The organism is Streptosporangium sandarakinum, assembly GCF_050942225.1.
Taxonomy (GTDB): Bacteria; Actinomycetota; Actinomycetes; order Streptosporangiales; family Streptosporangiaceae; genus Streptosporangium; species Streptosporangium nondiastaticum.
The window spans coordinates 55,412-81,677 of record NZ_CP192035.1; the positions used below are offsets into that span (position 1 = coordinate 55,412).

General features: G+C 70.3%; 25 protein-coding genes. 8 read left to right on the forward strand and 17 right to left on the reverse strand.

The window, feature by feature from the left end; genetic code table 11:
- Positions 1 to 5 precede the first annotated feature (5 nt).
- Positions 6 to 221 (reverse strand): hypothetical protein, encoded by a 216-nt coding sequence (locus ACQP10_RS38090; protein ID WP_433542102.1) that lies wholly within the window; start codon positions 219 to 221, stop codon positions 6 to 8.
- 179 nt (positions 222 to 400) lie between these two features.
- Between ACQP10_RS38090 and ACQP10_RS38095 the strand changes: the two genes are divergently transcribed.
- Both ACQP10_RS38095 and ACQP10_RS38100 read left to right on the forward strand, forming a co-directional pair.
- On the forward strand, positions 401 to 586 hold the full coding sequence (locus ACQP10_RS38095) for a hypothetical protein (protein WP_433542103.1): 186 nt from the start codon (positions 401 to 403) through the stop codon (positions 584 to 586).
- Complete coding sequence (locus ACQP10_RS38100) at positions 583 to 990, forward strand: hypothetical protein (protein ID WP_433542104.1); 408 nt, start codon at positions 583 to 585, stop codon at positions 988 to 990. The genes ACQP10_RS38095 and ACQP10_RS38100 overlap by 4 nt, the downstream gene beginning before the upstream one ends.
- 4 nt (positions 991 to 994) lie before the next feature.
- Here ACQP10_RS38100 and ACQP10_RS38105 read toward each other — a convergent pair whose 3' ends face one another.
- The 6 genes from ACQP10_RS38105 to ACQP10_RS38130 all read right to left on the reverse strand — a co-directional run bounded on the left by ACQP10_RS38105 (position 995) and on the right by ACQP10_RS38130 (position 5,930).
- Positions 995 to 1,414, reverse strand: a complete 420-nt coding sequence (locus ACQP10_RS38105) for a hypothetical protein (protein WP_433542105.1) — start codon at positions 1,412 to 1,414, stop codon at positions 995 to 997.
- Between the two features lie 69 nt (positions 1,415 to 1,483).
- The gene (locus ACQP10_RS38110) at positions 1,484 to 3,001 is read right to left on the reverse strand and encodes a hypothetical protein (protein ID WP_433542106.1); all 1,518 of its coding nucleotides are present in this window, start codon (positions 2,999 to 3,001) and stop codon (positions 1,484 to 1,486) included.
- A 490-nt stretch (positions 3,002 to 3,491) separates the two neighbouring features.
- On the reverse strand, positions 3,492 to 3,740 hold the full coding sequence (locus ACQP10_RS38115; protein WP_433542107.1) for a WhiB family transcriptional regulator: 249 nt from the start codon (positions 3,738 to 3,740) through the stop codon (positions 3,492 to 3,494).
- Entirely contained in the window at positions 3,737 to 4,063 is a 327-nt protein-coding gene (locus tag ACQP10_RS38120) for a WhiB family transcriptional regulator (RefSeq protein WP_433542108.1), read from the reverse strand. The genes ACQP10_RS38115 and ACQP10_RS38120 overlap by 4 nt, the downstream gene beginning before the upstream one ends.
- Positions 4,060 to 4,668: a hypothetical protein gene (locus ACQP10_RS38125; RefSeq protein WP_433542109.1), complete on the reverse strand. Its 609-nt coding sequence runs from the start codon at positions 4,666 to 4,668 to the stop codon at positions 4,060 to 4,062. Before ACQP10_RS38125 ends, ACQP10_RS38120 begins: the two co-directional genes overlap by 4 nt.
- The gene (locus ACQP10_RS38130) at positions 4,665 to 5,930 is read right to left on the reverse strand and encodes an AAA family ATPase (protein ID WP_433542110.1); all 1,266 of its coding nucleotides are present in this window, start codon (positions 5,928 to 5,930) and stop codon (positions 4,665 to 4,667) included. The genes ACQP10_RS38125 and ACQP10_RS38130 overlap by 4 nt, the downstream gene beginning before the upstream one ends.
- A 399-nt stretch (positions 5,931 to 6,329) precedes the next feature.
- On the opposite strand from ACQP10_RS38130, the gene ACQP10_RS38135 reads away from it, so the two are divergent.
- On the forward strand, positions 6,330 to 6,839 hold the full coding sequence (locus ACQP10_RS38135) for a hypothetical protein (RefSeq protein ID WP_433541977.1): 510 nt from the start codon (positions 6,330 to 6,332) through the stop codon (positions 6,837 to 6,839).
- Between the two features lie 170 nt (positions 6,840 to 7,009).
- On the opposite strand, the gene ACQP10_RS38140 is transcribed toward ACQP10_RS38135, so the two are convergent.
- The 7 genes from ACQP10_RS38140 to ACQP10_RS38170 form a co-directional block, all read right to left on the reverse strand.
- Positions 7,010 to 7,426: a hypothetical protein gene (locus tag ACQP10_RS38140; RefSeq protein WP_433541978.1), complete on the reverse strand. Its 417-nt coding sequence runs from the start codon at positions 7,424 to 7,426 to the stop codon at positions 7,010 to 7,012.
- A gap of 148 nt (positions 7,427 to 7,574) precedes the next feature.
- The gene (locus tag ACQP10_RS38145) at positions 7,575 to 7,937 is read right to left on the reverse strand and encodes a hypothetical protein (protein ID WP_433541979.1); all 363 of its coding nucleotides are present in this window, start codon (positions 7,935 to 7,937) and stop codon (positions 7,575 to 7,577) included.
- Between the two features lie 89 nt (positions 7,938 to 8,026).
- Complete coding sequence (locus ACQP10_RS38150) at positions 8,027 to 8,446, reverse strand: hypothetical protein (RefSeq protein WP_433541980.1); 420 nt, start codon at positions 8,444 to 8,446, stop codon at positions 8,027 to 8,029.
- A 15-nt stretch (positions 8,447 to 8,461) separates the two neighbouring features.
- Positions 8,462 to 10,996, reverse strand: a complete 2,535-nt coding sequence (locus ACQP10_RS38155; protein WP_433542112.1) for a fibronectin type III domain-containing protein — start codon at positions 10,994 to 10,996, stop codon at positions 8,462 to 8,464.
- Positions 10,997 to 11,082: 86 nt separating this feature from the next.
- Positions 11,083 to 13,899, reverse strand: coding sequence for a fibronectin type III domain-containing protein (locus tag ACQP10_RS38160; RefSeq protein ID WP_433541981.1), 2,817 nt, complete (start codon positions 13,897 to 13,899; stop codon positions 11,083 to 11,085).
- 78 nt (positions 13,900 to 13,977) lie between these two features.
- Entirely contained in the window at positions 13,978 to 16,248 is a 2,271-nt protein-coding gene (locus ACQP10_RS38165) for a fibronectin type III domain-containing protein (RefSeq protein WP_433541982.1), read from the reverse strand.
- A gap of 11 nt (positions 16,249 to 16,259) precedes the next feature.
- A complete protein-coding gene (locus ACQP10_RS38170; RefSeq protein ID WP_433541983.1) occupies positions 16,260 to 21,509 on the reverse strand; it encodes a hypothetical protein in 5,250 nt (1,749 codons plus the stop codon).
- A gap of 22 nt (positions 21,510 to 21,531) precedes the next feature.
- On the opposite strand from ACQP10_RS38170, the gene ACQP10_RS38175 reads away from it, so the two are divergent.
- Genes ACQP10_RS38175 through ACQP10_RS38190 form a run of 4 tightly spaced genes read left to right on the forward strand, consistent with a single transcriptional unit; the run spans position 21,532 to position 24,035 of the window.
- Complete coding sequence (locus tag ACQP10_RS38175) at positions 21,532 to 21,945, forward strand: hypothetical protein (RefSeq protein WP_433541984.1); 414 nt, start codon at positions 21,532 to 21,534, stop codon at positions 21,943 to 21,945.
- A complete protein-coding gene (locus tag ACQP10_RS38180; protein WP_433541985.1) occupies positions 21,942 to 22,280 on the forward strand; it encodes a hypothetical protein in 339 nt (112 codons plus the stop codon). The genes ACQP10_RS38175 and ACQP10_RS38180 overlap by 4 nt, the downstream gene beginning before the upstream one ends.
- Before the next feature lie 11 nt (positions 22,281 to 22,291).
- Positions 22,292 to 23,002 carry a hypothetical protein gene (locus tag ACQP10_RS38185; protein ID WP_433541986.1) on the forward strand — a complete coding sequence of 237 codons (711 nt, stop codon included), beginning with the start codon at positions 22,292 to 22,294 and terminating at the stop codon, positions 23,000 to 23,002.
- 19 nt (positions 23,003 to 23,021) lie between these two features.
- The gene (locus ACQP10_RS38190) at positions 23,022 to 24,035 is read left to right on the forward strand and encodes a hypothetical protein (RefSeq protein ID WP_433541987.1); all 1,014 of its coding nucleotides are present in this window, start codon (positions 23,022 to 23,024) and stop codon (positions 24,033 to 24,035) included.
- A gap of 43 nt (positions 24,036 to 24,078) precedes the next feature.
- On the opposite strand, the gene ACQP10_RS38195 is transcribed toward ACQP10_RS38190, so the two are convergent.
- From ACQP10_RS38195 to ACQP10_RS38205, 3 genes are all read right to left on the reverse strand, one after another.
- Positions 24,079 to 24,213: a hypothetical protein gene (locus tag ACQP10_RS38195; RefSeq protein ID WP_433541988.1), complete on the reverse strand. Its 135-nt coding sequence runs from the start codon at positions 24,211 to 24,213 to the stop codon at positions 24,079 to 24,081.
- Positions 24,214 to 24,290: 77 nt separating this feature from the next.
- Positions 24,291 to 24,896 (reverse strand): hypothetical protein, encoded by a 606-nt coding sequence (locus tag ACQP10_RS38200; RefSeq protein ID WP_433541989.1) that lies wholly within the window; start codon positions 24,894 to 24,896, stop codon positions 24,291 to 24,293.
- A gap of 129 nt (positions 24,897 to 25,025) precedes the next feature.
- Positions 25,026 to 25,613, reverse strand: a complete 588-nt coding sequence (locus ACQP10_RS38205; protein WP_433541990.1) for a hypothetical protein — start codon at positions 25,611 to 25,613, stop codon at positions 25,026 to 25,028.
- Between the two features lie 262 nt (positions 25,614 to 25,875).
- On the opposite strand from ACQP10_RS38205, the gene ACQP10_RS38210 reads away from it, so the two are divergent.
- Positions 25,876 to 26,187 (forward strand): hypothetical protein, encoded by a 312-nt coding sequence (locus ACQP10_RS38210; protein WP_433541991.1) that lies wholly within the window; start codon positions 25,876 to 25,878, stop codon positions 26,185 to 26,187.
- The last annotated feature ends 79 nt before the right edge of the window (positions 26,188 to 26,266 follow it).

The following is a 26,266-nucleotide window of genomic DNA, read 5'->3' on the forward strand; positions in this document are numbered from 1 at the left end:
TACGGCTACCGCTCACCCAGCCGGATCGCTTCCACCTCCTCCCCCGGAGCACCAGGGTCGGAAGCACAAAATTCCCAAGTTCCGGGCGGCTGCAGTTGAAAGTCGGGCGCGCCCATGCGAGCAGAGTTGGAAGTGCCGAGCGCCTCGGCTCGCCGGGCCTCCACGAGCAGATGGTCGAGGTAGGAGGCGTTCGTGATGGCGGCACCGAGCTCAGGATCCATGCCGCCCATGCTCTCCGCCCGGGTGATCGTCCGCAGCCGGACAACGAGACGCCCCCACCCGAGGAGCATGGGCGCCAGGATCAGCGTTCAGCGCCGATCCGCCGTGCCCCCGCGCGGACGGCGGCGGCGCGCTACCGAACCCCAGTGACATCAGACGCACTCGGGGTACCCTTCAGGGCATGGACGCCGAGCAGGAGCCGATCACCTCCCCCGAGGAAGAAGCGATCGCCTACACCGACGAGCAGCGCGCCCGGAACCTCGCCCTGCTGCAGGAGATCATGGGCGGAGAGCCCAACGCCGCGATGCTCGACCTCGTCCGCCGGCGGGACGAGGAGTTCGCCGAACGCCGTAGCCACGCCGCGTGATCGGCCGCGTTCTCGACAGCAGCGCACTCACCGCCTGGGCGCGACGTACGTCGCCGTTCGTCGACGCCGTGGTGTGGTCGCGCGCCGAGCACAGCGGATACGTGGTGCCGATCGTCACCACCGCGCCCGCGCTGACCGCGGCGCTCGCCCAGCTTCCCGACGAGGCCGTGCCCATCCTGGATGCGCTGCTCGGCATGGAGATCGCCGTCGTTGAGCACCTGACGCCCGGCAGTGCGCCGGGCGTGGCCGCCGTCTTGAAGAAGGCCGGCCCGTACGCGCCCGAGCAGCTCACCGCGGCCAGCCTCGTGCACGCGGCCCGGCGGCGCGGGCTGCCTGTGGTCACGGCCAACCCATTCCCCTTGACGGCCCTCGATCCCGACGTGGAGATCGACCCTATCCCGTAGCCCATCAGGCGGGCGCGTTCTCCTCGACGACGCCCTGGTCCTCCTCATCGAGGAGGACCAGCTTCGCCAGCCGCAGCGTCTCCACCTCGAACCGGCCCGGGGCGGCGTCCTTCCAGAACACGCGGTCCGCGCCGGCCTCGCCCGGGGTGCGGCGCGGGCGTGGTGAGATCCACTGCCCCCGCTCCTCGGTGGCCTGGCCGGTCTCGGCGATCACGAGGTAGCCGGCGACCTTCTCCGCCGGCGGCGCGGCGATCGGCCAGGAGCGGCCGCACCGCGGGCAGAGCACGCCCGTCAGCTCCCGCACGCCGGTGCCCGTGAGGGCCTCGATGTGCTCGTAGTCGTGGCCGCGGGCCCGGCACTCCTGGCGGCCCAGCTCGGTGCGCGCCTGGGCGAGGGTGTAGGTGGGGTCGCTCTGCTCGATCATCGCGGGAGTCTCCTCGCTGGTAGGGGAGGACCGACACCGGTCACCTGCAGACCGGTGTCGGGCGCCGTCTCATGAGCTGGTGGTTGCCGCTGCGTCGCTGAGGACCTGGGCGACCAGGTCCTCGGCGGCGGTTTCACCGCGCTGGGGGTTTCGGGCCTGCTGGATGCGGGTGCTGTGGGTGCGCTGCAGCGGGATCGCCTCGCCGTCCTCGGTGCGGCACGGCTCACCTACGGGGGCGGCGCACCGGCCGATGGGGCAGATGATCGTCAAAGCCGCCTGAGCGGCCTTCAGACGCTCCGTGGGTGCCGGGCGGCGGAACCGGGCCAGAAGATCCTCAGTCTCCGCGCTGCGGGCCACTGGGGGCTTCTGGGCGGGCTTCGGCGCCGGGCGGGGAGCGTCCGGAACGTCGGCGGGGGCCGACAGCGCCTCAGCGACCGTCTGGGAGTCCGCGCGAGGCCTCGGCACGGACGGCGCGGCGGCCGGAGCGGGCGCCGGGGGAGAACCCCCACCGTCCACCGCGGAGGCCCGGGGGGTGCGGGGCCGGGCGGCGCATGCCGTGCACGGCTCGCCGTCGTCCAGGCCGACGCCATCCTCGCACCGAACGTTGGCGCACTGGCGGCTCTGAAGCAGGGTGATGGCCAGCGCGACCCCGTCCGTGATCCGGCCGTGCGGGTTCAGCCGCTGCCAGCCCTCCCACCGCCGTTCGATCCGCTCGCACAGTTCGGCGATCGACCGGTTCCGAAGTTCGCGCTGCGCTACGGTCAGCACCTTGCCGGAGGCGTTGGTGCTGATGCGGGTCCGCACAGGTTCGGGGAGCATCTGGCACACCGTCAGCGCGGGGGAGCCCGCCGGGGCGTCGGGACGGTGGGGGTTCTCCCCGGAGGCAGGCTCCTGCCCGGTGGTGGCGGGTCCTCGTCGCAGGTTTGCCCTTCCGGCCGGAACGGCCGCGGCGTCCGGCTCCTTACGGTGCTGCACTCCGCCTACGGCGGGAGGAAACCCCTTTGTGTCTCTGTCATGTGTCTCTGTCTTGTTAAAGACGCCCGGAAAACCGGAATCCGGCGAACCGACGTCCGGGAAACCGGCGCCCGGAAAACCGGGGCCCGGAAACCTGTCTTCGGTGTCACCTGCGGATTCGTCGTCGATGTCGTCGATGGTGGCGGGGGTCGGCGGTGCGGGCTTGTCGAACCCGTCACCCGTGAGGCGACCGTCCTTGCGCTGCACCTTGAAGGTGCCGTCCTTCTGCTCGATCACGGTGACGGCGCCGCCGCCGGCTTCGGCCCACTGGGCGGCCCAGTCGGGCACGGGCTCCTCGCTGACCGCGGTGCCCATCTCCCACGTGCCGTCGCGGAGCTGGCGGCGCTCCAGCCGGTAGTATCCCTGCACGCCGAGCTCGCGCAGCGCGGTGCGGACGGCCTCGCGGCCTTCCTTGCCGTCAGCGGCGATCACCTCGGAACGCACGTCCCAGTCGTCGGGCATATCGAGCAGGTAGGCCAGGATGCCGCGGGCCCGGAAGCTCAGCCGCTTGTCGCGGATGGTGGACGAGGGGATCTGAACGAACCGGCTTTGACGCTTACGCAGCTTGCTCATGCGCTCATCACCAGGCGATTCGCGCCGTGGGAGGCGGTTTTTGCGGCGGGTGCCGGTATGGGTCTGCGGGCAGCGTTCGGTACGCTCACGGCGGTGGTCTCCTCATGGTGCTTAGCGGTGCGTGAGGTGGTCACCGTCCGGTCCAGCGTTGGCGCGCTGTTCCGGCGGCGCGGCGGCCTCGTGAGGGGCCGCCGTTTGTCGTTATGGGGTTGTTGATCACAACCTACTGCCGTTTGGCCCGGGGTATCACCATCGGCGTGAGCCGCCCAGCTGGGGCTGGTGGCGCGGGCCGTGTTGAGCATTGCACAGGTCCTATCGGTCGTGGGGCTTCCGATGCCCCGGGCGCGCGCCGTGTCCGTTGCGGTCGGACGCGGGCAGCGGGCCCGGGGGAGGCGGACCAAAGCACATGCGAAAGTTAACGTCCAACCAGCAAGATCATTAAGGGCGGGGTGGGAACCGTACGGCTCCCACCCCGCCCTGTTGTCCCTGGTCACGCGTCGTGCTTCCTCCGTGCCCGCTCCGTCTTGCCGCCCCACACGCCCGGCCAGTCGGACCCGTAGGCCAAGCAGTCCTCCCGCACCGGGCAGCCGTCGCAGATCCGGCGCACCTGAGGGGAGGGCCGCCCGCCCTCCTCGGGGAACCACGCATCACCGTCGGAGCCGACGCACGCCGCCCGGTCCATCCAGGTCAGTTCAGCGGCCCGGCCGAACAGCTCCTCGATCTGGAAGAAGGCGCTCATGCGGCCGCCTCCTGCTGCGTCTTGCGCTCAGCGACGCGGGCGTTCGAGGCGCGGCGCCTCCGCCGGCGGTTCTCCGCCCGCAGCTCCTCCTCGTTCATCCCGCCGCGGACCCCGTAGAAGTCCTTCGTGCTCAGCGCGTCGGCCAGGCACTCGGCACGGACCGGACACCGCTTGCAGATCCGCTTGGCCTTGGCCTCGTCGTACGTCGGCCGCCCGGCGTCGCCCTGCTGGGGTTCGTCGTCCTTGTAGAAGAGGTTGACGTCCTTGCCCTTGCAGCGGGCGCGCTCATCCCATGTCCGGGTGAGGAAGTCCTTCCGGCTCATGCCTGCTCGCCCTTCTCGATGCTCGGAGTCAGGCCCGGCAGCGCGACCGCCCCGGCGATGATGTCCATGGCGAGCTGCTCGATCCGCTCCGGCGCCAGAAGCTCGGCCATGAAGTCCTTGTCCAGGGACTTCGTCGGCGTCGGGTCTCCTTCGGAGACCGTCAGGCCGGGGACGGGCTCGCCGTACTTGTCGACCGCCGCCCCGACCTTGACGGCGTGCGCCTTCAACGCCGCCACCACGGCGGGGGCGAGGATCTCGATCGTGAGCACGTTGTGCCGGTAGTGCTCGCGCTCCTTCGCCCAGGCGATGAGCGCCGGGTGGTCGGGCTTGAGCGATGCCGTCTTCTTCGGCGCGTACATCTGCACGCGGCCGATGCGGTGGGGGCCGATGTACGCGCTCTCGCGATCCTCGACAGGCAGCAGCAGCGCGCCGTTCGCCGTGGTCGAGGTGAGGTGAGCGTCGCCGTAGGTGTACAGGGCCTTGGCCAGCTCCTCCAGGACGCGGCCGACCAGGTAGACGTGGCTGGCTCCAGCCCGGCCCAGGGCCGGGCCCGGGGCCGGGGCCCCCTGGACGGGGGCCCCGGTCGTCTCGTCGGGGGTGCTCATGCTCCGGCCTCCTGCGTCTCCTTGGCCAGCTTCACGGCCTGCTCAGCAGCACGAAGATGGGCCATGCGCGCCTTGTACTTCTCATACAGCTCGGAGCGCTCGGGCTCCCCAAGCTTGCGGGCGGCGATCGCGGCGCTGATGGTCTGGCCGACCGCGTTGAGCGCTGCGGCCGTGGGAGCGGCGTCGACCTTAGCGTTCAGCAAGGCGACGGTCGCCGGGTCGGAGACGATCACCTGCCGCGCCATGGCCAGCCGAGTGATCAGGTCACCGAGGGTTTCGTCCGCACGGTTCTCGTTGGTGATGATCACCCCGTGGAACGGCGTGGACTCCTCGTGCAGCTTGCGCAGCTGCTCCCAGCCGGTGGTCTCCAGCAGCGCCTCGTCGCGGATCTGCTCGGGGGAGCGGTCCGGCTTAGGCATGACCAGGTTCGGTACGGCGGTGTTGGCCGGGTCGAGCTCCATGAGGTTGAAGATCAGCCACTCCAAGTCCCAATCCGACTTGAGGATGGGCTGAGGGGCCTCCACGACCGCCTTGATGCTCTTGGCCGGGTCGGGGGAGCGCATACCGACGACCATGGGCCTCTTCTCGCGGTCGAGCCGCACCCAGCAGTTCGTCGAGTAGCCGAGACTCTTCTGGGTCTCCAGCGTGTACTCCTTCTCCTTGGTGGGCTGGCCCGCCCGGTCGGTGCCCGACACCCACTTGCCGCGTCCGGTCATCACGACGATGCCGGGGATCCGACGCAGCAGCGACACGAGGTTGGCATGCCGCTCGTTGGCGTCGTTCCAGTAGTTGCGGCCGGTGTCGATCTCGGCGTCAGGGTCCTCAGCGAGCTTCTTCTTGTTCGCCTTGCTGTTCAGGGCCCGGTTGTTGGCCCACATCGACAGCAGCCGCCACATCGCGGTCATCGAGTCGATGATCAGCAGGACGGGCTTGTCGCCGTTGGCGACGGCGTGCTCGGCGACCATGCGGACCATGTCGATCTTCGCCATGATGTCGCGGAACGACCCATCGTGTTCGATGATCTCGTAGTCCGCGCCGGGCACCTTGATGTACTCGTCCGAGTGTCCCTCGGCGAGGTCGAGAAAGAACGCCTGGCCGATCTTGTCGCTGCCCGACAGCTTGGCGCAGTGCCAGGTCTTTCCGGTGTACTCCGGCCCTTCGACGAGGATCAGCGGCCACGACGTCCTGCCGGTCGGGCGGCGGGTGGTGAACCCCTCAGGCCGCCACCGCTTCGCGGGGGCCTCAGTGGTGGTGCTGGTCACAGGGTGACTCCGATCTCCTGGGTAGAGCCGGGGTTGGGCCGCAATCCCTCACCCGGCGGTCGTACTGCCTGTGCCTTCGTGCGGGACGCGCGGGGCACGATAGGCCACATCCGCGCTAACCGCTCGAATATTACAGGTCATTTAGTAAGAGGGTAGTGGAAGACCGCCAGTAGGTCAACCAGCCCACCCGCCCGCCCGCTCTCCAAAAAACCAGCAGGTCAAAAGGGGTTGTACGGATACCGTGCAGAAGGAGGAGAGATAAGCCTTACGGATCGGCACGGAGATCTCTAACCTTGTGCCCGACGGAGGTTTTAAGCCCCGTAAGAAACCCAGCTACCAGGTTGCCACCCTCACCCGTTGGCTACGCACCCCACCGCGACGCCGAGGAGACCCATCCCGATGTCTGACCACCACCCTGACGACTTCGAGATCAGGCCCACCCCGTGCCTCACTGGCGGCCAAGCCGCCCACATCGGTGTCTCCAACGCCGCACTCACCCTGGCCGAACACTGCCTCATGCTGGTGCCCACCGCCGGCCACCGGCGCCGCGGAACCGCCGGCCTCACCGCCGCGGTGGTCCAGCTCCGCCGCATCCTCAACGAGCTCCAGGCGCGCGCCATCACCACCGACCTCCTCGACGGCGCCACCATGGCCGACATCGCCGGCGCCCTCGGCATGGACGAAGACCTCGCCTACTTCCAGCACGGTCACCTCGACTGGAACCACCTGGCCAACGACCCGCAAGCAGTGTGGGACGGCTTACGCCCCACCTGCGTCTCCCAGGTCCATGATTCCTGCGCCGCCGACCCCATCACCGCAGCCCGCCACCTCGACGAGCGCTACCGCAAGTACATCGACCCGCACGAGGCCGCGCCCGTCCCGCAGAACGCGGTGACCGCCGGTCTGTGACCCCCTGGCAATGAGAAAGGCCCGCCCCTCGCGCAGGTGCGGGCCTTTCAAGTTTCAGGAGGCGTGTGCGGGCGCTCGACCCGGATCAACGAGATTGCGGCTCTCCCCGGGGAGCGCCCTGCACACCATTGATACCCAGGAGGGAATCAATGCCCCCATGATGACACGGGTCAAACGATGCTGTGACCGCCGGCGCCCGAACCGGCGCTCGAACCGCCGCCCCCGCCCAGGTCCTCACCGTCGCCCTTCCGCGGCGCGACCACGTTGTAGCCGTAGGCGATCAGCGCCGCCAGGCCGGCCTGACCAGCAGCCAACCCCAGCGTCTTCAGGTCATCGCCCCCCGCGCTGACGACCGCCGCGCCACCGGCGACCACCACCGCCGACACCAGGTTCTGCCACCAGGAACGGCCCGCCCGGACCGGCGCCTCCGACAGGTTCGGCCCGCCGGCCGGACGCACCCGATGATGGAAGTACGCCAGCACCGCGGCGAGCGCCGCCTGACCACCGGCCAGGCCCAGCGCCCCCAGATCCGCGTTACCGCCCTGGCCCGCGGCCACGATCGCCGGGCCGCCCGCGATGACCGCCACCGACAGAGCGTTCTGAATCAGAGACCGGCCGGCGCGGATCCACGCCTCCGGAAGCCTCGGACTGCGGTGAACCATGGTTCCCCCTGTGAATCGATCGGACATGCGCCGTGCAGGGTGACCGGTTTTCCCGCTTACGTCTCCCTGGTGATCAACTGCCGCCGCCCAGCAGCTTGATGACCACGCCGACCACCACACCGAGCGTCGACACCCCGATGGCCACCCACGCCGAGAACCGCTTGGCCTGGTCGACGAGCGTCTGCGCTTTCGCCTGCTCGGCCGCCCGGCTCGTCTCGGCGGCCTGCAGACGCCTGTCGTGCTCCTCCAAGACCTCTGTCACCTTCCGGTGGTGCTCGGCTTCGGTCTTGGCCAGCTCCTCATGGCGCCGCTCGCCCTGCTTCAGCTCCAGCGCGATCACCGCGAGCTTGCCGTTGGTCTCGGTGAACCCGACCTCGACGATGCGCCGCACGTCGGCGAGCTGCCCCGCCAGCCCCGGCTGCTCCTGCTCGGCCACCCTGCACCCCCGCGCGTCCGGCCCTTGCTCTATCGAGGCGGCACCCTAGGCGTTTACGGAGATAGCGTCAGCCCGGGGCCACCAGCCGGCTACCGGTGCCACGCTCCGACCACCGCAATCGTCGCCGTCCCCGACGACACCTTGGCCTGCACCTCCACGACCTTCCGCGCCCCGAACGCCCACCCCTCCGCCAGGAACCCCTGCAACGTCACCGTCCCCGAGCTGGTCACGGTGGCCGCGGCGATCTGCGTTCCGTCCGCCCGTAGCTGCAGCTCACACCCCGTTCCCCCGGACACCGACACATCCACCGTCACCGAGCTGCCCGACCGGGGGAAGCTGGACCAGGCCATGCGGGTGAACGTCGTACTGGAGGTGCTGGTCGCGTCGGTGATGAAGAACACCGGCCGAACGCTGGCTTGCAGCTCCAGCGCCTTCACTCTCGCCTCCAGGGCCCGCACCAGCCCCGCCAGATCCAACGGCCGCAGATTGCCCGCGCTGTTGCCTGCCATCCCGCCCCCCTTCCCCTAGTCGACGGCGACGGTGTGCTCGCCGGTCGTGATCGTGATCAGCTCACCTTCAGCGGAGTCCGGCTCCACCCGCAGGCTGACGATCGTCATCGCCCGGTCCAGGCCGGCCGCACCGTCCGGCTTGGCCGGATACAGGTGGTCGCTGATCACGACCTGGGCGTTGCCGCCGAGCTCCCACTCCCACCACCGCACGTTCGGCGTCACCGCCAGCACGAACTCAAACAGCTGCTTCGGGCCCGCGGCCGCTGCGCTGGCCCGCTGCGTCTCGGCGTTCAACGCCTCCTGCGAGGTGACCCCGTCGAACTGGAACACGTCCTCCAGCAGCGGCCACCCGTCCACGTGCAGGTCGTCCTTCGTCACCGACGACAGCATGACCCCGCCGTCCGGCCGCCTCAGCTGCCCCCACGTCTTCGTCGCCAGGCCGCGCCGGGTGGAACGGCTGAACCGGCGCACGTTGCCCGGATATTCGAGCACGAGGCCCGTGTCCGGCGGAGTGTCCCGAGACACCCGGGTGAAGGTGAAGCGGGGCCGGTCGTTGACCGCGTCCCACGACGGTTTCACCCACCAGGTGAACCCGCCCGGCCCGGCCGCGACGTCGTTGACCTGGTCCAGGATCCGGGTGAACTCCTCAGCCCGGTATTCGCGGTCCACGGGCACGGTGCCGGCGACCCCGTCGAAGGTCAGCCACCGCTTATCGGCCGGGCTCGCGTTGTGCTCCAGCAACCACACGATCTCCGTGTGCGCGAGCGTTCCCGCCCGGGGCCCGGTGAACGCCACATAGCGGCGCGCGTAGATACCGGTGACCTCCTCAGCGGTGATCCGCAGCACTCCCGTTTCGCTGTCGTAGTCCTGAGGGTCGATCACCCGGAACCCGCCGACGAACTGCTCCCCGCGGAACACCAGCAGCATGGTGCGTTCCGGCAGGGTGGCCGCCTCGACCCGGCCGACCGTGTAAGCCTCGTCGTACAACGGGATGTCGCCGGTCAACTGCCCATTGCCTTCAAGGGTCAGCTCGAACGACACGTTTTGCAGCGGCAACGAGTCGAGCGGCGCATGGCGGTCCCAGTCGTACAGGACGTACTCGTACGGCGGCGCCTGCCCCGACAGGTCTTCCATGGTGGTCGCCTGGATCAGCACCCGCGCCGACCGGTTCCCGAGGTCGTCGGCGGCGTCGACGCCGAGGTTGTACGTCACCCCCGGCGTCAGCCCCGAGTAGGTGAACACCCGGGAGGTGATGTCGGCGATCCGCAGCGACCCGAGGTAGAGGCCGTAGCCGGCGACGCCCACGTTGTCGTCCGTGCTGGCCGACCAGGTGAGCGTCACCGACGTTTTGGACGCGGTCACCACCGCGAGCCCGGCCGGCGCGGTCGGCGCCGTCGTATCCGACTGCGCCTTGACGGTCTTGACGCCCTTCACCGACCGGTTGCCGAGCAGATCCAAGGCGTCCACCGCGATGGTGTAGACGGCGCCCGGCGTCAGGTTCGTCCACGTCTTCGTCTGCGCGGTCTGGTCGGCCCCCTGCTTGACGCCGTTGAGGTACACGCCGTAGGCGACCACCGCGGACTGGTCGTAGGGGCGTTCCCACGCCACCGTGATCCGCCCCGGCCCGAGCGACGTCACCCGCACCACGGGCGTCTCCGGCGGCGTCGTGTCGTTGATCGGCGTGACGGTGAACTCCGCCTTCTCCGACCGGTTACCTTTGGCGTCGACGGCGTCGACCTGGATGTTGTACGACATCCCGGAGACCAGACTCGAAAACGTCTTCGTCCGCGCCGACTGGTCGCCGCCGGCCTTGATCCCGTTCAGATACAGCCCGTACCCGGCCACCCCGGTGTCGTCCGTCGAGGCGTCCCACGCCACGGTCACCGACGTCGGCGTCATCCCCGTCAACCGCAGGTTGCTCGGCACACTCGGCGGAGTCTCATCCTCTGGCGGCCCGAACAGGGCGGCCCCCCACGCGTACGTCGTGCCGCCGTTGTTGACCACCAGCGCCTGGTTGATGGACACCGACGAACCGGGGAAGGTGTTGACCGCGGTGGAGGACCACACCCGGCGGGCCGTGCCCTCCACCCAGTCCCGGAGCCCGTAGCCCTTGTGGCTGAACCCGCTCGGCCAGCTCACTGAGGAGTTGTCGGTGCCGACCATGTACTGGCTGACCCCCAGCAGCATGACGCAGCCCGGCGGGATCGGCTCGTTGGCGCCGATCCTCAGGGACGTCGACGTACCGACCCCGCTCGCCGACCCGTAGTTCTCCGTCGCATCGGACAAGACGTAGATCCAGATGAACAACCGGTCCGAGGAGTTGCCCAACGACACGGAGAACGAGGTGTCCCCGCCGCTGGAGAGCTTGGTGTAGATGCGCAGCCCGATCGTGTTGGAGGCCCACTCCAGGCTGTCGTAGCCGAGCGAAACGCCCGTGACGCCGGCATACGACATCACGAACGCCACGATCCGCTCATCGGCGGCCGTCGGGGAGAACGTGATCGTGTGAGACGTCGATGGGGTCTGCGTCGTGTAGACCCGCTCCTGCACAATGCTCAATTCGGCCCCCCGGATGCCTGACAAAGCACCCGGGATCATGGCGAATCAGCCGGCTAACGTCCCCCCGGCGGGGGCGGTCACACCCAGGCGTCGAACGCCTCCACCGCCATGCGCGGCGTGCCGACCTGCCCGGCCACCGGCTCACCGGCCAACGTGAGCGTGTTGAGACCCGGCAGCAGGTGAAACCAGGCAGGCAGGTGGGCCAGCATGGAGCGGCCCGGCCGCGGCTCCGGCCACACCTCCGGCGGCACGTACGCCCACACCTGCCGGGTCGCCAAGTCCAGCCCAAGGCTGTAACTCGAGTTGGCCGGCAGCACCGTGCCGGGCATGGCCCGCATCACCGTCCCCGACTCCTCATGGGTGAGCGTCCAGTTCTGCAGCGGCCCGTACAAGCGGATCCGCGCGGGGATCTCCGGATAGGTGCCCGCCAGAGTCAGCGTCGCTGACGCCTGCCCAGGCAACGCCGAGATGACCGCCGTCGCTGAGACCGGGGCGACGGCATACCGGCGCGGATCCGCAGCGGACACGGTCAGCGACCAGGTGAACGCCCGCTCTCCCTCATCGGTGATCTCCACCCGGCCGACCAGCCGCACCCGGGCCTGCCGGGTATACCGGGCGTCCTGCACCCGCAACACCCCGACCTGCCGCGGGTGCAGCACGCCGGCGAGACGCTGCTTGGCCGCCAGCATCGCCGCCCGGGACGGGGCGATCGCCACCCCCTCCAAGGTGATCGTGCGTTTGCCGTACCGGCCCGCCGCCGGGTGCACGCCGTCGACTCCGCCCAGCGGCGCCGCGACCGGCGAGACCGGAGGAGACGACGACCATCCCTCCTCCCGCTGGACGACCCACTCCACGCCGTGCGCGTCGCGGACGTTGCCGGCCCACCCGCCCAGCCGGTAGAGCGGCGTCGCCAGCGGCAGGAACGGGGTCGGTGTCGTCTGCACGAGCTGGGTGTTGTCCGCCGACTCCTGGCCGATGCTGTCGACCGCGACGACCCGCACCGCATGCAGGGCGCCCGCATCCAGGCCGGTCACGGTGCGCCGCCGGGTGACCGGCCCGTCGACCGTATAGTCCACCCCCGGCGTCGACCACACGGTCACGCCGTTGACCCGCACGTCGTAGTGGGTGACCGCGAAGTCGTCGCCGGACGGCTCCCAGGCGACCGTGATCCGGTCCTCCCCGGCGGCCGCAGTGAACGCCGGCGGCGTGGGCGGCGTGTCGTCCAGCGTGGACAGGGTCAGCTCCGCAGGGGCCACCGAGCGCTGCCCGGCCGAGTCGACCGCCCAGATCCGAGCCGTGTGCTGCGTGTTCTCCCGCAAATCGGTGAACGTCGCGGTCATGGCCGGCTGGTTGGTGGCCACCATCTCGTCGTCGAATCCCACGTCGTAGCCGACCACGGAGACGTCATCGGTGGCCGCCGACCAGGCCACGCTGATGCTCGTGTACGTCACGTCGGTGGCGTGTAGGCCGGCCGGGGTGCCCGGCGGCCCATCCGGCGGGGTGGCGACGTTCAGCGTGGCCCGCGCGGATCGGTTGCCTGAGGTGTCCACCGCGTCCACCTCGACCACATAGGCCGTGTCCGGCGTGAGGCCGGGCAGGGTCTGAGCCAGCATCACCAGGTCCACGCCCTGCTTGACCCCGCCCAGGTAGGTGCCGTATCCGGCGACCGCCACGTCATCGGAGGCGGCATCCCACGCGAACGCGACGCTGTACGGCGTCACCTGCGTGGTACGCAGGTTGCCCGGCACAGTGGGGGCGAGCGTGTCCGGCGTGGTCTGTACGGTGATCTGCGCCCGCGCGGACCGGTTCCCAGCCCCGTCCCGGGCGTCCACCTCGATGGTGTACGTCTGCCCCGGCACCAGCCCCGGCAGCGTCGCCGCCAGGCCCGCAAGGTCCACGCCCTGCTTGGCGCCGTCCAGGTAGAGGCCATACCCGGCCACTCCGGTCAAGTCGTCGGTCGAGGCGTCCCACGCCACGGAGATGGACGTGTGGCCGATCGCCGTGGTGCGCAGGTTGCCCGGCACGGTCGGCTGCACCGCGTCGGTGGTGACGACGATCTGCGCCCGCGCGGACCGGTTGCCGGCCCCGTCCCGGGCGTCCACCTCGATCGTGTAGCTCTGGCCGACCGTCAGCCCGGTGAACGAGTAGGTCAGGCCGGCCTGGTCGGCGCCCTGCTTGACGCCGTCCCGGTAGATGCCGTACCCGGTGACGCCGACCTCGTCGGTGGAGGCGTCCCACGCCACGTCGATCTGCGTGCCCGTCACCGCCGTGGTGCGCAGGTTGCCCGGCACGGTCGGCGCGGCCGTGTCGGTCACACCGTAGGCGATGACCGCCAGCAGCGACCGGTTACTCGAAGCGGTCAACCCCGACACGGTGAAGGTCCGCGAGCCCGCGGCGGGAAGCGGCCCGTGCGCGAACGCCGAGTTGCTGCTGGTACCGGTCGGCGCGAAGTGCCGCGCCAGCCCCTGATTCCAGGTGGTGCTGGCCGCTGAGGCGGTCGGGGTGTTGAGGACGCCGAACACCCGGCCCGTGGTGATGTTGGGAACGGTGGCGGTGGCGCTCACCGACGTCGACGTGGCCGTCGTCTCACCAGAGCCGACGAACAGCCGTGTGGGGCAGTCGTCTCGCTCGTGCAGCACCGCATGGGCGATGCCGGCGCCGGAGAGGGTGAAGGCGACCGACGTCTCCGTACCCGCAGCGATCTTGGTGAAGATGTAGAGGAAGTTGTAGCCCGTCACCACGAGCTCTTGCGTCCACCCGGCCGGCGCCGCCGTGACGCCGTTGTACGACGACACCAGCAGGATCAGCCGCGCCCCCGCCGTGGGAGCGGTGAAGCTGACCGTGTGGTTGGTCTGCGACGCGCCGTTGTACGTCGCCGCGATCCGGTTCGCCACTGCGTCCCCCTGAAACCCCCGCCGGAACCCCGCCCCTCGGGGCGGCATCCTGCCGAGATGAGCGGTTAACGTCCCCAGTCAGATCCAGGAGTCGATGGCTTCGGCCACCATGCGCGGCACGCCCACCTGCCCGGCCACCGGCTCACCGGCCAAGACGAGCGTGTTCGGGCCCGGCTGCAGGAAGAACTGGGCGGGAAACACCGCGAGCAGGCCCCGGCCCGGCCGCGGCTCCGGCCACACCTCCGGCGGCACATGCGCCAGCACCAGCCGGGTCGCCAGGTCGATCTCCACGCTGTACCGCGAATCGGCCGGCAGCACCGTGCCGGGCTTGGACCGGATCACCAACCCCGACTCCTGATGGGTGATCGTCCAGTTCCGGATCGGCCCCCACACCTGCAGCCGCGCCGGGATCGTCGGATAGTCGCCGGACAGCGCAGCGGTCATCGATGCCTGTCCGGGCAGCGACGTGATCGCCGCTTCCCGCCAGATGCCGCGCACGGCCTGGCGCCGCGGGTTCGCCGCCGACACGGAGATCGTCCACTCGAACACCGTCGCGGACCGGTCGACGATCTCCACCTGATCGGATACCCGCACCTGGGCCTGCCGGGACAGGTGCGCCTCGACCACCCGCAACGTGCTCACCTGCCGCGGGTGCAGCGCGGCCGTCAAGCGTTCTTGCGCGGCCAGCATCGCCACCCGGGACGGGGCGATCGCCACCCCCTCCAGCACCACCGTCCGCTGCCCGTAGGTGCCCGGCCCGGAGAAAGCACCATCACCGCCGTCGAGGTCGGCTTCCAACGGGATCGGCTCCGGCGTCGACGACCACCCCTCCTCACCTTGGACGACCCATTCCACGCCGTGCGCGTCGCGGACGTTGCCGGCCCACCCGCCCAGCCGGTAGACCGGCGATTCGATCGGCGTCCAGGACGCCGCCGCCGTGGCCACCTGCACCGTCGCCGCCGGGCCGCGGCCGCCGCCATCATCGACCGCCCGCACCGCGACGTCGTAGACGGTGCCCGGGTCCAGTTCCTCAATGACATAGCCGAGTGTGAGCGGCGCCGTGGCGGCGATCACCTCCCCGCCGAGCAGCACATCATACCGGGCGATCCCCAGGTCATCGGTGGCCGCCGACCAGGCCAGGGTGATGGTCTCCTGCCCGGCCGTCGCCGTCAGCCCCGGCGGCTCAGACGGCAGCGTGTCAGCGAGCGTGGAGAACGCCAGCTCCACGATGGGTGAGCGGTGCCCGACCGTGTCGACGGCGTCCACTCCGACCGTGTGCGCCGACCCTCGGGCCAGGCCGGTCAGGGTGCGCTCCAGCGCCGTCTGATCGGTGCCCTGCTTGGCGCCGTCGAGGTAGATCCCATATCCGGCCAGGGCGATGTCGTCGCTCGCCTCATCCCACACCACCGTCGCCGAGGTGTGCGACACCCCGCCCAGCCGCAGATTGGCCGGAGGGCTGGGCGGGGTGGTGTCGGTGACCGCCAGCACGTTGATCGACGTCCGCGCCGACCGGTTCCCGGCCGCGTCCCGGGCGTCCACCTCGATCAGGTACCACTGCCCGGCCGTCAGCCCGGACAGGGTGGAGGTCAGGGCGGTCTGGTCGGCGCCCTGCTTGACGCCGTCCTTGTAGATGCCGTACCCGGTGACGGCCGTGTTGTCGGTCGCCGCATCCCACGCGATCGAGATCGCTTCCCCGGTGATCGACGTGGTGCGCAGGTTCGGCGGCGAGCTCGGCGCCGTGGTGTCGGTGGAGCCGTAGCCGACCACCAGCAGGACGTTGGGGTTGTTGCCGGCCAGGTCCGTCCCGGACACGGTGTACGTCCGGTTGCCGGCGGCGGGCAGGTTGCCGGCCGCGAACAGGCTGTTGCTGCCGTCCCCCGCCACAGCCCGGTACTGGGCCAGCCCCTGGTTGTATGTCACCTTCGGCAGGGCGATCGCGTCCGGGGCGTTCAGCACCAGGAACACCTGGCCGACCGCCAGGTTGGCGGGCACGGCCGCCACGATCGACAGCGGAGGATCCTCCGAGGAGGTCGCCCCCTGGAAGCGGCGCAACGCGCAGTCGTCGCGCTCCCACAGCACCGCATGCACCCGCGTGTCGCCCACCTCACCGGTGGTCGTGATGGAGACCGACGTCTCCGACCCGTCGGCGATCCTGCTGTAGGCGTAGCAGTGGTTCCAGCCGTCCGCGACATGGTCCAGAGTCCACCCGGCCGAGACGCCGACCACCGAGTTGTAGGAGGAGATGAGCAGGATCAGCCGCGCGCCGGCCGTCGCCGGGGTGAAGGCGACCGTGTGGACGAGCTGGCCGCTGGTGCTGCCGTCGTAGGCCGCTGCGATTCGGTTCGTCATGACGCCCCCTGTCACCGCACCCGCGCGGCGATCCGCCGCGCAGCCGCATCACCGATCTGGTGCTCGTCCTGGCCCGGCTGCGGATTGACGATCACCGTCACCGGCGCCGCTCCACGCTCACCTCCACCTGGCCGGGCCACCGCCCGCGCCGACGACCGCGCCCCCCGATACAAGGCCGCCACCCCGCCGCCCTCGTTCAACGCCTGCACCGCGCGCGGCCCGCCCAGCGTGGCCACCGCGCCGGGGGTGAGCACCCACTCATCGGTGCCGGTGCCGTTGAACACCCGGGAACGACCCGGCGGCAGCACCCCGCCACGGTCCCGGTTGAGCTCGCCGTCCTTGGCGTCGAGCTTGGCGATCACCTGGTCGATCATCTTGCTCGGTACCGCCGCCAGCAGCCGCTGCAGCGCCGTACGATCACCGATCGCTGCGGCGACCGCCTTCTTGAGCGGAGTCAGCGCGACCCGGGCGCCCGCGCCGAGCCCCTTGGAAAACAGCGCCTTGAACTTGGCACTGACGCCTGACAACGCCCGCTCCAACGGCGACTGCTCCGGCTTCTTCTTGCCGCCCGCGCCGCCCTTCCCCGCAGCCGGGACGGTGCCGCCCTTCGCGAACGCCAACCCGCCCGCGGCGAGGAACCGGGCCGCGCCGGCGACGCCGCCGGTGCGGGCCGCCCGGTTGCCGCCGTCCACCCATGAGGTGCCGAGCGCCCGCGCCAGCTCGGGCCGCAGCCACGCCTCCCCAGGAGCGACCGCCGCGAGCATCCGGTCTCGGCCCGGCGAGTAGCCGGGCAGCACCCCGTAGCCGCCACCCGGGACGACGCCGCCCCGCGCGAACTTCAACACCGGCAGCTCGGGCAGGTGCACGGCGCGAGCGATGCCGTTCCAGACCTCAGCGATCTTGCCGTAGGCGGTGTTCACGATCCACGCGATCGGCGCTCGCAGAACGTCGGGGATCTTCGCCCAGTGCTTACCGATGCCCTCCTTGGCCGAGCCGAACGCGTCCTGCATCGCCTTCGTGGCCTTCATGACGTTGGTCTTCGCCGCTGCTAGTCCGGGGTCGACCCCGGCGGAGATGTCCGACCAGGTTTTCTTCGTTGCGGCCGGCGCGTCCTTCCCCAGCTTGAGGAACGATCCGCCGCCGGCCCGAACGAACGCATCGATCTTGGCTTGAGACGGCTGCCGCCCGGCGTCGATGTCACGCTGGATGTCGGCCCACATGCCGCGCAGGTGCGGCGGCGCATCCCGCCGCATGCTCAGGAACTTCGCGCCGCCGTCCGCGACGAAGGAACCCAGCTTGAGAGCAGCCGCACCCAGTCCGGCCGTCAGGTCCCGGTTGATGTCGCCGAGCGCGGCCCGCACTGATTCCGGCGCACCCTTACGCAGGTCCAGGAAGCGGCCGCCGCCAGCCGCGATGAAGTCGTCGATCTTCTTCTGCGCGACCGGCACCCCGGCGTCCAGGTCCCGCTGGATGTCGGCCCACAGCCCCCGCACATGCGCCGGCGCGTCCTGCTTCAGGGTCAGGAACTTCCCGGACGCGGAGTTGGTGAAGGCGCCCAGCTTGTTGGCCGCCTGCGAGGTGAAGGTGTCGATCCCGGCCGTCACCCCGGCCCAACCGGTCTTCAGGTGCGCGGGCGCGTCCTTCCCCAGCTTGAGGAACGATCCGCCACCAGCCTGAATGAACGCATCGATCTTGGCTTGAGACGGGGTGATCCCGGCGGCCAGATCCCGCTGGATGTCGGCCCACATGCTCTGGATGTTCCGCGGCGCGTCCGCTGACAGCTCGACGAACTTGCCCTTCGTGGTCGCGAGGAACCCGCCCAGCCGGGCCGAGGTACCCGCGGCGCCGGTCTCGGTGCCGTGCTCCACGCCCTTCCACACGCCCGCCCACGCCTTGCTGATGGCGCCCTGCACATCGGCCATGGCGCCGGGCACGCGCGCCGCCCCGCCCTTGATCATCTCGCCGATCTTCTCGGGGAACGCGACGGCCTCGATGATCGACCCGATGCCTCCGAACGACTGGTCGAGCGCATCAAGGATGGCTGCGGCGCCGAGGTCCTTCCGCGGATCCGATCCGGACCCCCGTAGTACGCCCGCGCTCGCACCGATGCCGCCGGCGAGCAGCGCGCCGAGCGGGCCGAGCAGCGCGCCGATCCCTGCCCCGGCCGATCCGGACCGCAGCGCTTCAGCGCCGGCCGCGCGGCTGCCCTTCTTCTGGCCGCCCTGGATCGCGCTGGCCAGGCCCTCGACGTCGATGAGGCTGCCCAGCCCGCCAAGGAGACCACCCTTGCTACTGGAAGGCTTGCGGTGCTTGCCGCCGCTGCTGCTGCTGGAAGCGGGCTGTTTGGAGGACTTGGAAGTGGAGTCCTTGGAGGTCTTCGAGGTCTTCGAGGTCTTCGAGGTTTTGGAGGTCTTAGAGGACTTGGAGTCCTTGGGAGCCGGCCGGTTACTCGACGACCCGCCGCCCTTGCTGCTCTTGCTGCCCTTCTTGCGGCGCCGATCAGAATCCCCGCCATCACCGCCGCCGTCACCGCAGCAGCATTCGCAGTCGCCGCCGTGCCCCTTCCCGCTACCCGGCTTGCTATCGCCCCCGCCGCCGAACAGCTTCGAAAGGCCGGTCAAACCCGCCAACCCCTTGCCCGCCTTGGCCAGCAGGCCCAATCCCTTGGTGACGGCGGACAGCTTCGCCGCGAGCGTGCCGAACACCGCGGCGACCAAGCCGACGATCAGCACCCACTTGGCGATCTCCCCGATCGCGGTGTTCTGCGTGATCGCATCCAGCCAGCCGACGACGTCACGCAGGAAAGCGATGAAATCGGTCAGGGTTCCGTCATCCACGACGGCCTCGACCAGGTGGCCGAGGAACTTGGCCACGTCCGAGATGAGCCCACCGGCCTCGCGCATGAGCGGCACCAGCTCGTCGAAGAACCGCTTCAGCCGAGCCTGCACCTCAGGCTGGTTGGCCCACCGGTTGAACTTCTCGGCGGCCACGGCGAGGTCTTCCAGCAGGGTCCCGCCGGCGGGCGCCGCGGCTTTGCCGATCGCGAGGATCGCCCCGCCGACTCCCTTGATGATCCGCCACAGCTTCGACGCGGTCTCCCACGCCCGATCGAAGTACTCGCGCATGGAGCCGTCGCGACGGGCCTTGCCCGTCCACTCGTCGAACGTCTTGGCCAGGTCCTCGACCTTGCCGGCGAACTTCACCACGAGCGGGGTGGCGACCACCATGATGTTGCGCAGCCCAGAGAGCGCCGACACCCCGGCCCGGCCGAATGAGCCGACCGCCTTGGTGTTCCCGGCCATGATGGTGCGGACATCGAGGTTGAACTGCTTGCCAGACAGCAGCGACGCCAGCCCGGTCTTCGGGTCGGAGAGCACCTTCCCGATCTCGCTGGCGGTGTCGGTCAGCCCCTCCTTGAGGGTGCCCAGCAGCGGCATCGACTTCTCGACGGCGGTTTTCAGGTGCGGGGCGAGCGCATCCTGCACGTCCCACTTCAGGTCCCGCAGCGCGGGCCGCACCTCGGAGTGCAGATACCGGACGAACTCCCGCATCTTCGGCGACAGCTCGGCCAAGGCCTGCGCCGCCGGATCCACCCCGCCACCGCCGCCCTGGTCGGCGGCGGCCGCCTTGCGTGCCTTGACCAGCTCGGCCTGGGCGTCCTTGAGCCGCTCGGCGGCGAGCATCTGATCCCACAACGCCTCACGGACGCCGCGGGCCGCCCGCAGCTGCGCCTTCTGGGCGCGCTTGACGTCGTCCTGCGCCTCGGCCACGCCGCGGATCGCCTCGGAAACGCCCTTGTTGGCCGCCGCGATCGCCTTGGCGTTGTCGACGGCGGTTTTCGCTTCCGCCTTGCGCGCCTGAGCTAGTTCATACTCGGCGTCCTGCTGCGCCTGAATTGCGGCGGTTATTCGCTCTTTAGCCGCTTCGACTTCTTTGGAGCCTTCGACCCCGCGAGCGTTGGCCTCAGCCTGCTCCTCGTTCAGGTCCCCGTTTCGCTCACGGACCTCATCCAGCCTGAGCAGCGCCTGCTTATACGCAAGCTGCGCTTCGCGTTTGTCCAGGTCAGAGGCGAACGGGTCCTTGAGGGTCTTCTCCAGCCGCTCCTTGGCCCGCTCGATACCGATCTTGGCGCCTTCTTCGTCCAGGGCGCCGCCCCGCACGGCCAGGGCCAGGTCTTCAAGGCGCTCCTGGGCCTGCTTGCGTGCCTCGGTCAGCGCCTCGGTTGCCCGCTGGCTGGCACGCTGTGACTCGGCATACCGGCGCTCGGCCATCTCCACGCGCCGTGCCGCCGCCTCCTGCCGGTCGGCTGCGTCGGCGGCGACCTCGGCCGCACGATCACGTGCCTCCGCGACGCGGGCGATCGCCTCAGCGACCCGCTCCTCGGCCGCCTTAACGGCCTTGGCCGCCTCCACCTGGGCGTCCCTGGAGTCGGCCACCCGTTCACCTGCGAGCATCCGCGCATGCGTCGCATCCCGGATCGCCCGCTCCGCGTTCTTGATCCTCTCCGCAGCCGCCTCGCGCGCGGCCGCCGCAGCCGATGCCGACGCCCCCGACGCCTTGTCCGCCTGCCCCAGCGCCGAGTAGGCGGACCCGACGCCGCTGAACCCCACCAGCAGCGTGGCCAACCCCTGCACGCCGGCCGACGCCACCCCCGGCAGCACGCTCAGCACGCCGATCGCCTGCGACCCCGCCGACGCGACCGCGAACAACCCGCTCGCCAACGCCCCCGCCCCGGCCGCGACCAGAGTGAAGCCGGCCGCGGTCGCCCCGACCTTCCCCAGGGTGGCCACCAGGTTCCCGGCCTGGCGGACCGCCGCCTGGTCGACGCGCACGTCCAGGTTGACCCGCTGGCGGCTGCTCTCCTTGGTGAAGCGGCCCAGCTCATCACGTGCCTGCGTCGTGGACGTGTGCACCTTGACCGTGGGCTCACTGTCGCGGGCCGCCGCGTCCATATCGGTCTTCAGCCGGTCACGATCCACCTTCGGGGTGACCTTCACGTCGACCCCGCCGCCCGCCGCCGCGTCCCTCAACGCGCCGGCCAGGTCCTTCTTCAGCTCAGCCCGGTCGACGGACGCGCGGACCTTGACCGCCTCCAGCGTCTGAAGGCGCCGCGTGTCGACCTCAGCCTCGATGCGCGCCTTCGCGCCCTTGATCTTCTTGTCGATCGCCCGCTGCAGCTTGGTCCGCTCCAGCGCCGACAGATCAGCGACCACATCGAGATTGATGCGGCCGCCGTCAACCCCCCCGAGTTCCTCGGCCATCCCCCACCCCCGGCGGGGCAGCGTGGCGAAAATCGGCGCTTACGTCCTGCTGGGACGTAAGCCGCGCATCCTGGCATCATCCGCCGATGTGACTGCCGCGAATCTTCCTCTGTTGATCGAGCAGGGCGCGACCTTCGAGCACGAGCTCGACGTCGAAGACGATGGCGGCCCGGTCGTCCTGACCGGCTATGCCGCCCGCATGGACATCCGGCCCTGCGCAGGGTCGGCGACGCTGCTGCACCACCTGGACACCCGCGCTGGCGGAATCGTCATCGATGGCCCGGCCGCGCGGATCACGCTGCTCATCCCCTCCGCCGTCACCGCGACGTTCGCCTGGTCCAGCGCCGTCTATGACCTGCTGCTCACCGCGCCCAGCGGCCGCGAGCAGTTCCTCATCGAGGGCCCGGTCATGGTGAAACCCGGGGTGACGCGGTGACCGATCCCGTGATCGTTCGCGTCACCGAGCAGCGCACCGTCGTCCGCCTCACCACCCGGCCCACGACCGTCCGCGTCGGCGTGCCCGGCCTGCAAGGACCACCCGGCCCGGCGGGGGAGCGCGGCCCGGCCGGGCCCGGCGGCGGCTTCCACATCCACCACCAGGACGTCCCGGCGAAGGAGTGGGCCATCCCCCACGACCTCGGCCGCCGCCCCGCCGTGGCCGTCGAGGACGTCGACGGCCACGAGATCGACGCGAACGTGTTCTGCCCGGACACCGCGACGGTGATTGTCACCCTCGGCGCGGCGACCGCCGGCCGAGCCCACCTCAGCTAAGGAGCACCGCTATGGCCGTGAAGAAGATGCTCGCCGGCGACTACGATTTCGCTGGCGGCAAGCTCACCAACGTGGGTGACGCGAGCGCCGACACCGGCGTCCCCTCCTGGGGGCAGGTCAAGACCCTCATCAACGGCGCGATCTCGTCCCTGGACTACAAGGGGTCGGTGCGGGTCGCCTCCACCGGCAACGTCCCGGTCTCCGCGGCGCCGGCCACTCTGGACGGCGTCACCCTCGCCGCCGGCGACCGGCTGCTGCTGAAGAACCAGACCGCGGCCGCCGAGAACGGCCTGTACGCCTTCGCCGCGGCCGGGCAGCCGCTCACCCGCACCGCCGACGCCGACACCGGCACGGAGGTGACACCGGGCCTGTGGGTCACCGTCGAAGAGGGCACCATCCACGCCGACACCGCGTGGTGGATCACCACGGACGGCCCCATCACGATCGGCACCACCAGCATCACGTTCTCGCCGTTCCCGCTCACCTCCGGCGGCGGCGCGGCGAGCCACGAAGCCACCGGACCCGCCGCCACGGGCAACACCTGGACCATCACCCACGGCCTCGGCACCAAAGCCATCGTTGTGCAGGTGTGGGACGTGGCCACCAACGAGGAAGTGGACGTCAAGAAGGTCGCCGCCACCGACGACACGGTGACCCTCTCGGCCGGGGTGCCGCTCACGCAGAACGGCTACCGGGCCGTGATCATCGCCCACACCGCCTGAACCTGAGGGGAGGTGTCCGGTGTCGCGTCATCTCGTTCCGCTGGAGCTCGCCCAGCTTCCCACGCCGCCCACGCCGCCGGCCGGGTGCATCGCCGTCTACGCCGGGGCGGACGGGCGGCTGCACCGCGCCGTCCCGGGCGGCGCCGCCGGGCCGGTGTCGCCGTGGCGGCACACCATCCTGCCCGCCGACGTGACGGTCCCAGCCGATAAAAACTACGCCGATGTGCCGGGCCTCGGAGTGGACGTTGAGCCGGGCTTGCACCAGGTGCAGGGCGTCCTCACCCTCACCGCGGTCGCACCCGTGCGCGTCGCGACCGGCGCGCAGCTCCTCGGGCCCACCGCGTCGCTGGTGGCCATCGATACCTGGCTGCACTACTTCAGCGGCTTCAGCGAGATGCACCCCGCGTTCTACTACGGCAGTCTGCTGGGCGACCTGTGGTTCTGGCTCAACCCCGGCGAGGCTTTCCGAGTCCACTTCACCGGAACCGTCACCGTGACCGAGCCAGGCACGCTGAACGTCCAGGCGGGCGGCATACCGGAGACCTCCACCTGGCCGTTCGATGCAGAATTCGAGGTCTACGAGTGGCAGGTCAACGGCGGGGAGATCGCCCACACCGACACCGTCCCGCAGTCTGGGGGCGGTGCAGCGCAGGTCACCCCGGACGGTGTCACCGAGACGGTGACGTTCGGCCAGCGGATGCCCGCCGTGCCCGGCTACCAGTACCGGGCGGCCGCCTGGCTGCAGACGACCGAACCGTGGGCGGACGCCGGATTCGCAGTCCGCTGGTACGACGGCAACGGTGACGTCATTCGGGAGGACAGCGCGGTCGGCGCGATCGAGGCGGGCGTGTGGGTCCAGCGGATCCTGGACGTCGCCGCCCCGGACGGGACGGTGGAGGCCCACCTGGAGGCCCGCATGGGCGGCACTCCGCCGGCGTCGACGGTGCTGTACGTCGACGATGTCACCTGGGCGGGGTTCGGCGGCGTCGTCCGCGCGTCCGCCGGGTCGTTCATCGCCGCCGCCCCCATGTGACAGCGGGCCCGGGTACGGCTCACCGCTGTACCCGGGCCCGCTGTCACGTGATGGTCTTCGACGTCGCCATCATGATTCCGAACGCCCGGTCCATGCCCGTCTTGCCCTCCGGGCCCGACAACCAGGATGGACGTTTCACCGTCCGCGGCTTCTTCCTCCGGAAGTCGGCCGCGAGCACCCCGACCTCCTCGATCAGCTGGGCGAGCAGCTCATCGGTGCGGTTCCACGGGTTCGCCCGCTGCTCCGCCGTCGTCCTTATGAGGGCATCGTCGGGGAGTCGCTCGACGTAGGCGAGGAACCGTCTGGCTCCGAGGAAACCGGGGTCACCGGGTCGCCGCCAGACGCCGTTGAGGTCGACTCCGAAGTGGTGGCGGAAATCGGTGTCGAGGTCGTCCCACCGCTCAAGGTGGCGGAGGACGGCGAGGACTTTCCCGAGCTCATCGAGTACTTCTTCGCCAGGCCCTTGATCAGGGCGCCGCCGTCCTGCAGAGACGGGCGGGCCGCCACGAACTTCTCATAGCCGTCCGCGCCGAGGATCCGCCGCCCCATCTCCTTGACCGCTTCGACCAGCTCGGCGGGCAGATCCGGGTTCATGATCACCAGATCGACGAGCATGTCGACCAGCGCCGCGGTCGATTCGGCCTCATCGCGACTCTTGTAGGCGTCCATCACGGACCTGAACAGCAGCGCCGTATCGACCTTCACCCGGGTGATCGGCTCCAGCACGTCGATCGGCAGCTCCGCCGGCAGCAGCGCGATGACCTGCCCGCCGAGCCGCACCGGCTCCGGGCCGGCTTCCTCCCCGCGGGCCGCCCGGGCGGCCTCCATGCGCTCGTTACGCTCGGCATCCAGGTCCAGCATCCCGTGTCCCCCATCGTTGTCGGTGCGGGGCGCAAGGTAGACCAACCGGCCGTTTACGTCCTGGCGGGAAACACAGGAGGGGCGGGGACCATGCAAGCCCCCGCCCCTCCCGCCACGTGACGGCCTGCGCTACGCGGGGTTGGGATCGAACGCGGCCCACGAACCGGCGATCATGTCGTAGTACGGCGCCCCCACGTCACCTCCCAGCACGCTCAGGCGCAGCGGCAGCGTGGACGCGGAGGTCCGCTCGAAGTTCTGCTCCACACCCTCGGCCTGCTCACACCGGGGGATTATCCGCCGCAGCCGCTTGGCGCCGTCACCGAGCTCCAGGCACGCCGCCACCTCGGTCCTGGAACCGATGGCGGGCGGGGTGAACCGGAAGTACGCGGCCGGCGCCGGGTCCCCGGTCGGCGTGACCTTCTCGATCACTCCGCCGCCGTAGACCGCGCGGAACGACTGGAGGGACCACTCCATCAGGTCGACCTCCAGGGTGGCGGCGTCCTCGGTCTGCCACCTGCGCACCGGGTAGTTCGACTGCGCGGCCTTCGCTTCCTCGAACTGCGGATCCGTCGCCCAGTTCAAGCTGTCCGGCGTGAACAATCCGATGTCGTACCAGCCGGACGGCATCGCCACGAGCGGCCCGTCCGGCGCGGCCGTACCGACCGGCGCCAGCCAGATGCGCTGTACCTGAGCGACGAACACGTTCTCGGCACCCATGAGGGTCCCCTCCCTGCCACGTCAACCCGCCCCCCGACAGGGGTTGGGTGGTTGGGTTGGGGACCCTCAGCCGCGCAACGTAGGGCAATCCGCGCCTTACGTCCTGGCGAGACGTAAGCGACGCAATGGGCTACTCACTGCGCATGGCCACGCGAACGCACACACGCCACGCACCGCCCACAGCGCGCCGGTGTAGCGGGATCCGGACGTGTCCGACAGCCGGGGCCCGGCAGGCCGCCGAGGCGGCGCACCGGGTGCGGCCGTGACCGGCGGGGCACTGATCGCCGTCAACGTTGCCTGCACGGCCCTGCTGGCCGTGCTCGCGCTGCGCATCGGCGTGCAGGCCGGCCGACGGGCCGCGGCGCGGGAGACCGCGCGGCTCCGCCAATGCCTGGGGACGTTCACCCACGTGCTGGCGCCGCTGCCCGACGCGGCGCGCACCGACGGCGTCTACTTCCTGTACGGGAGCGACCTCGCGATTCTCGCGCTCTTGGTCACGCACGGCGGCCCCGAAGCCGATGGGGTGGCCGACCTCGAAACCCTCTTCCGGGATGCGCCGCCGAACGCCCGGTAGACACCGAATTAAATGACCTGTATTATTGAGTCATCGGTTCGAGGGATTGCGGCCCTCAAGCCGGTTCAACCCAGGAAGG

Bases quoted from the DNA above. Each gene is read 5' to 3' on its own strand.
- ACQP10_RS38090 (WP_433542102.1), bottom strand. From the start codon at position 221: ATGGATCCTGAGCTCGGTGCCGCCATCACGAACGCCTCCTACCTCGAC.
- ACQP10_RS38095 (WP_433542103.1), top strand. From the start codon at position 401: ATGGACGCCGAGCAGGAGCCGATCACCTCCCCCGAGGAAGAAGCGATC.
- ACQP10_RS38105 (WP_433542105.1), bottom strand. From the start codon at position 1,414: ATGATCGAGCAGAGCGACCCCACCTACACCCTCGCCCAGGCGCGCACC.
- ACQP10_RS38110 (WP_433542106.1), bottom strand. From the start codon at position 3,001: ATGAGCAAGCTGCGTAAGCGTCAAAGCCGGTTCGTTCAGATCCCCTCG.
- ACQP10_RS38115 (WP_433542107.1), bottom strand. From the start codon at position 3,740: ATGAGCGCCTTCTTCCAGATCGAGGAGCTGTTCGGCCGGGCCGCTGAA.
- ACQP10_RS38120 (WP_433542108.1), bottom strand. From the start codon at position 4,063: ATGAGCCGGAAGGACTTCCTCACCCGGACATGGGATGAGCGCGCCCGC.
- ACQP10_RS38125 (WP_433542109.1), bottom strand. From the start codon at position 4,668: ATGAGCACCCCCGACGAGACGACCGGGGCCCCCGTCCAGGGGGCCCCG.
- ACQP10_RS38135 (WP_433541977.1), top strand. From the start codon at position 6,330: ATGTCTGACCACCACCCTGACGACTTCGAGATCAGGCCCACCCCGTGC.
- ACQP10_RS38150 (WP_433541980.1), bottom strand. From the start codon at position 8,446: ATGGCAGGCAACAGCGCGGGCAATCTGCGGCCGTTGGATCTGGCGGGG.
- ACQP10_RS38165 (WP_433541982.1), bottom strand. From the start codon at position 16,248: ATGACGAACCGAATCGCAGCGGCCTACGACGGCAGCACCAGCGGCCAG.
- ACQP10_RS38170 (WP_433541983.1), bottom strand. From the start codon at position 21,509: ATGGCCGAGGAACTCGGGGGGGTTGACGGCGGCCGCATCAATCTCGAT.
- ACQP10_RS38185 (WP_433541986.1), top strand. From the start codon at position 22,292: ATGGCCGTGAAGAAGATGCTCGCCGGCGACTACGATTTCGCTGGCGGC.
- ACQP10_RS38200 (WP_433541989.1), bottom strand. From the start codon at position 24,896: ATGCTGGACCTGGATGCCGAGCGTAACGAGCGCATGGAGGCCGCCCGG.
- ACQP10_RS38205 (WP_433541990.1), bottom strand. From the start codon at position 25,613: ATGGGTGCCGAGAACGTGTTCGTCGCTCAGGTACAGCGCATCTGGCTG.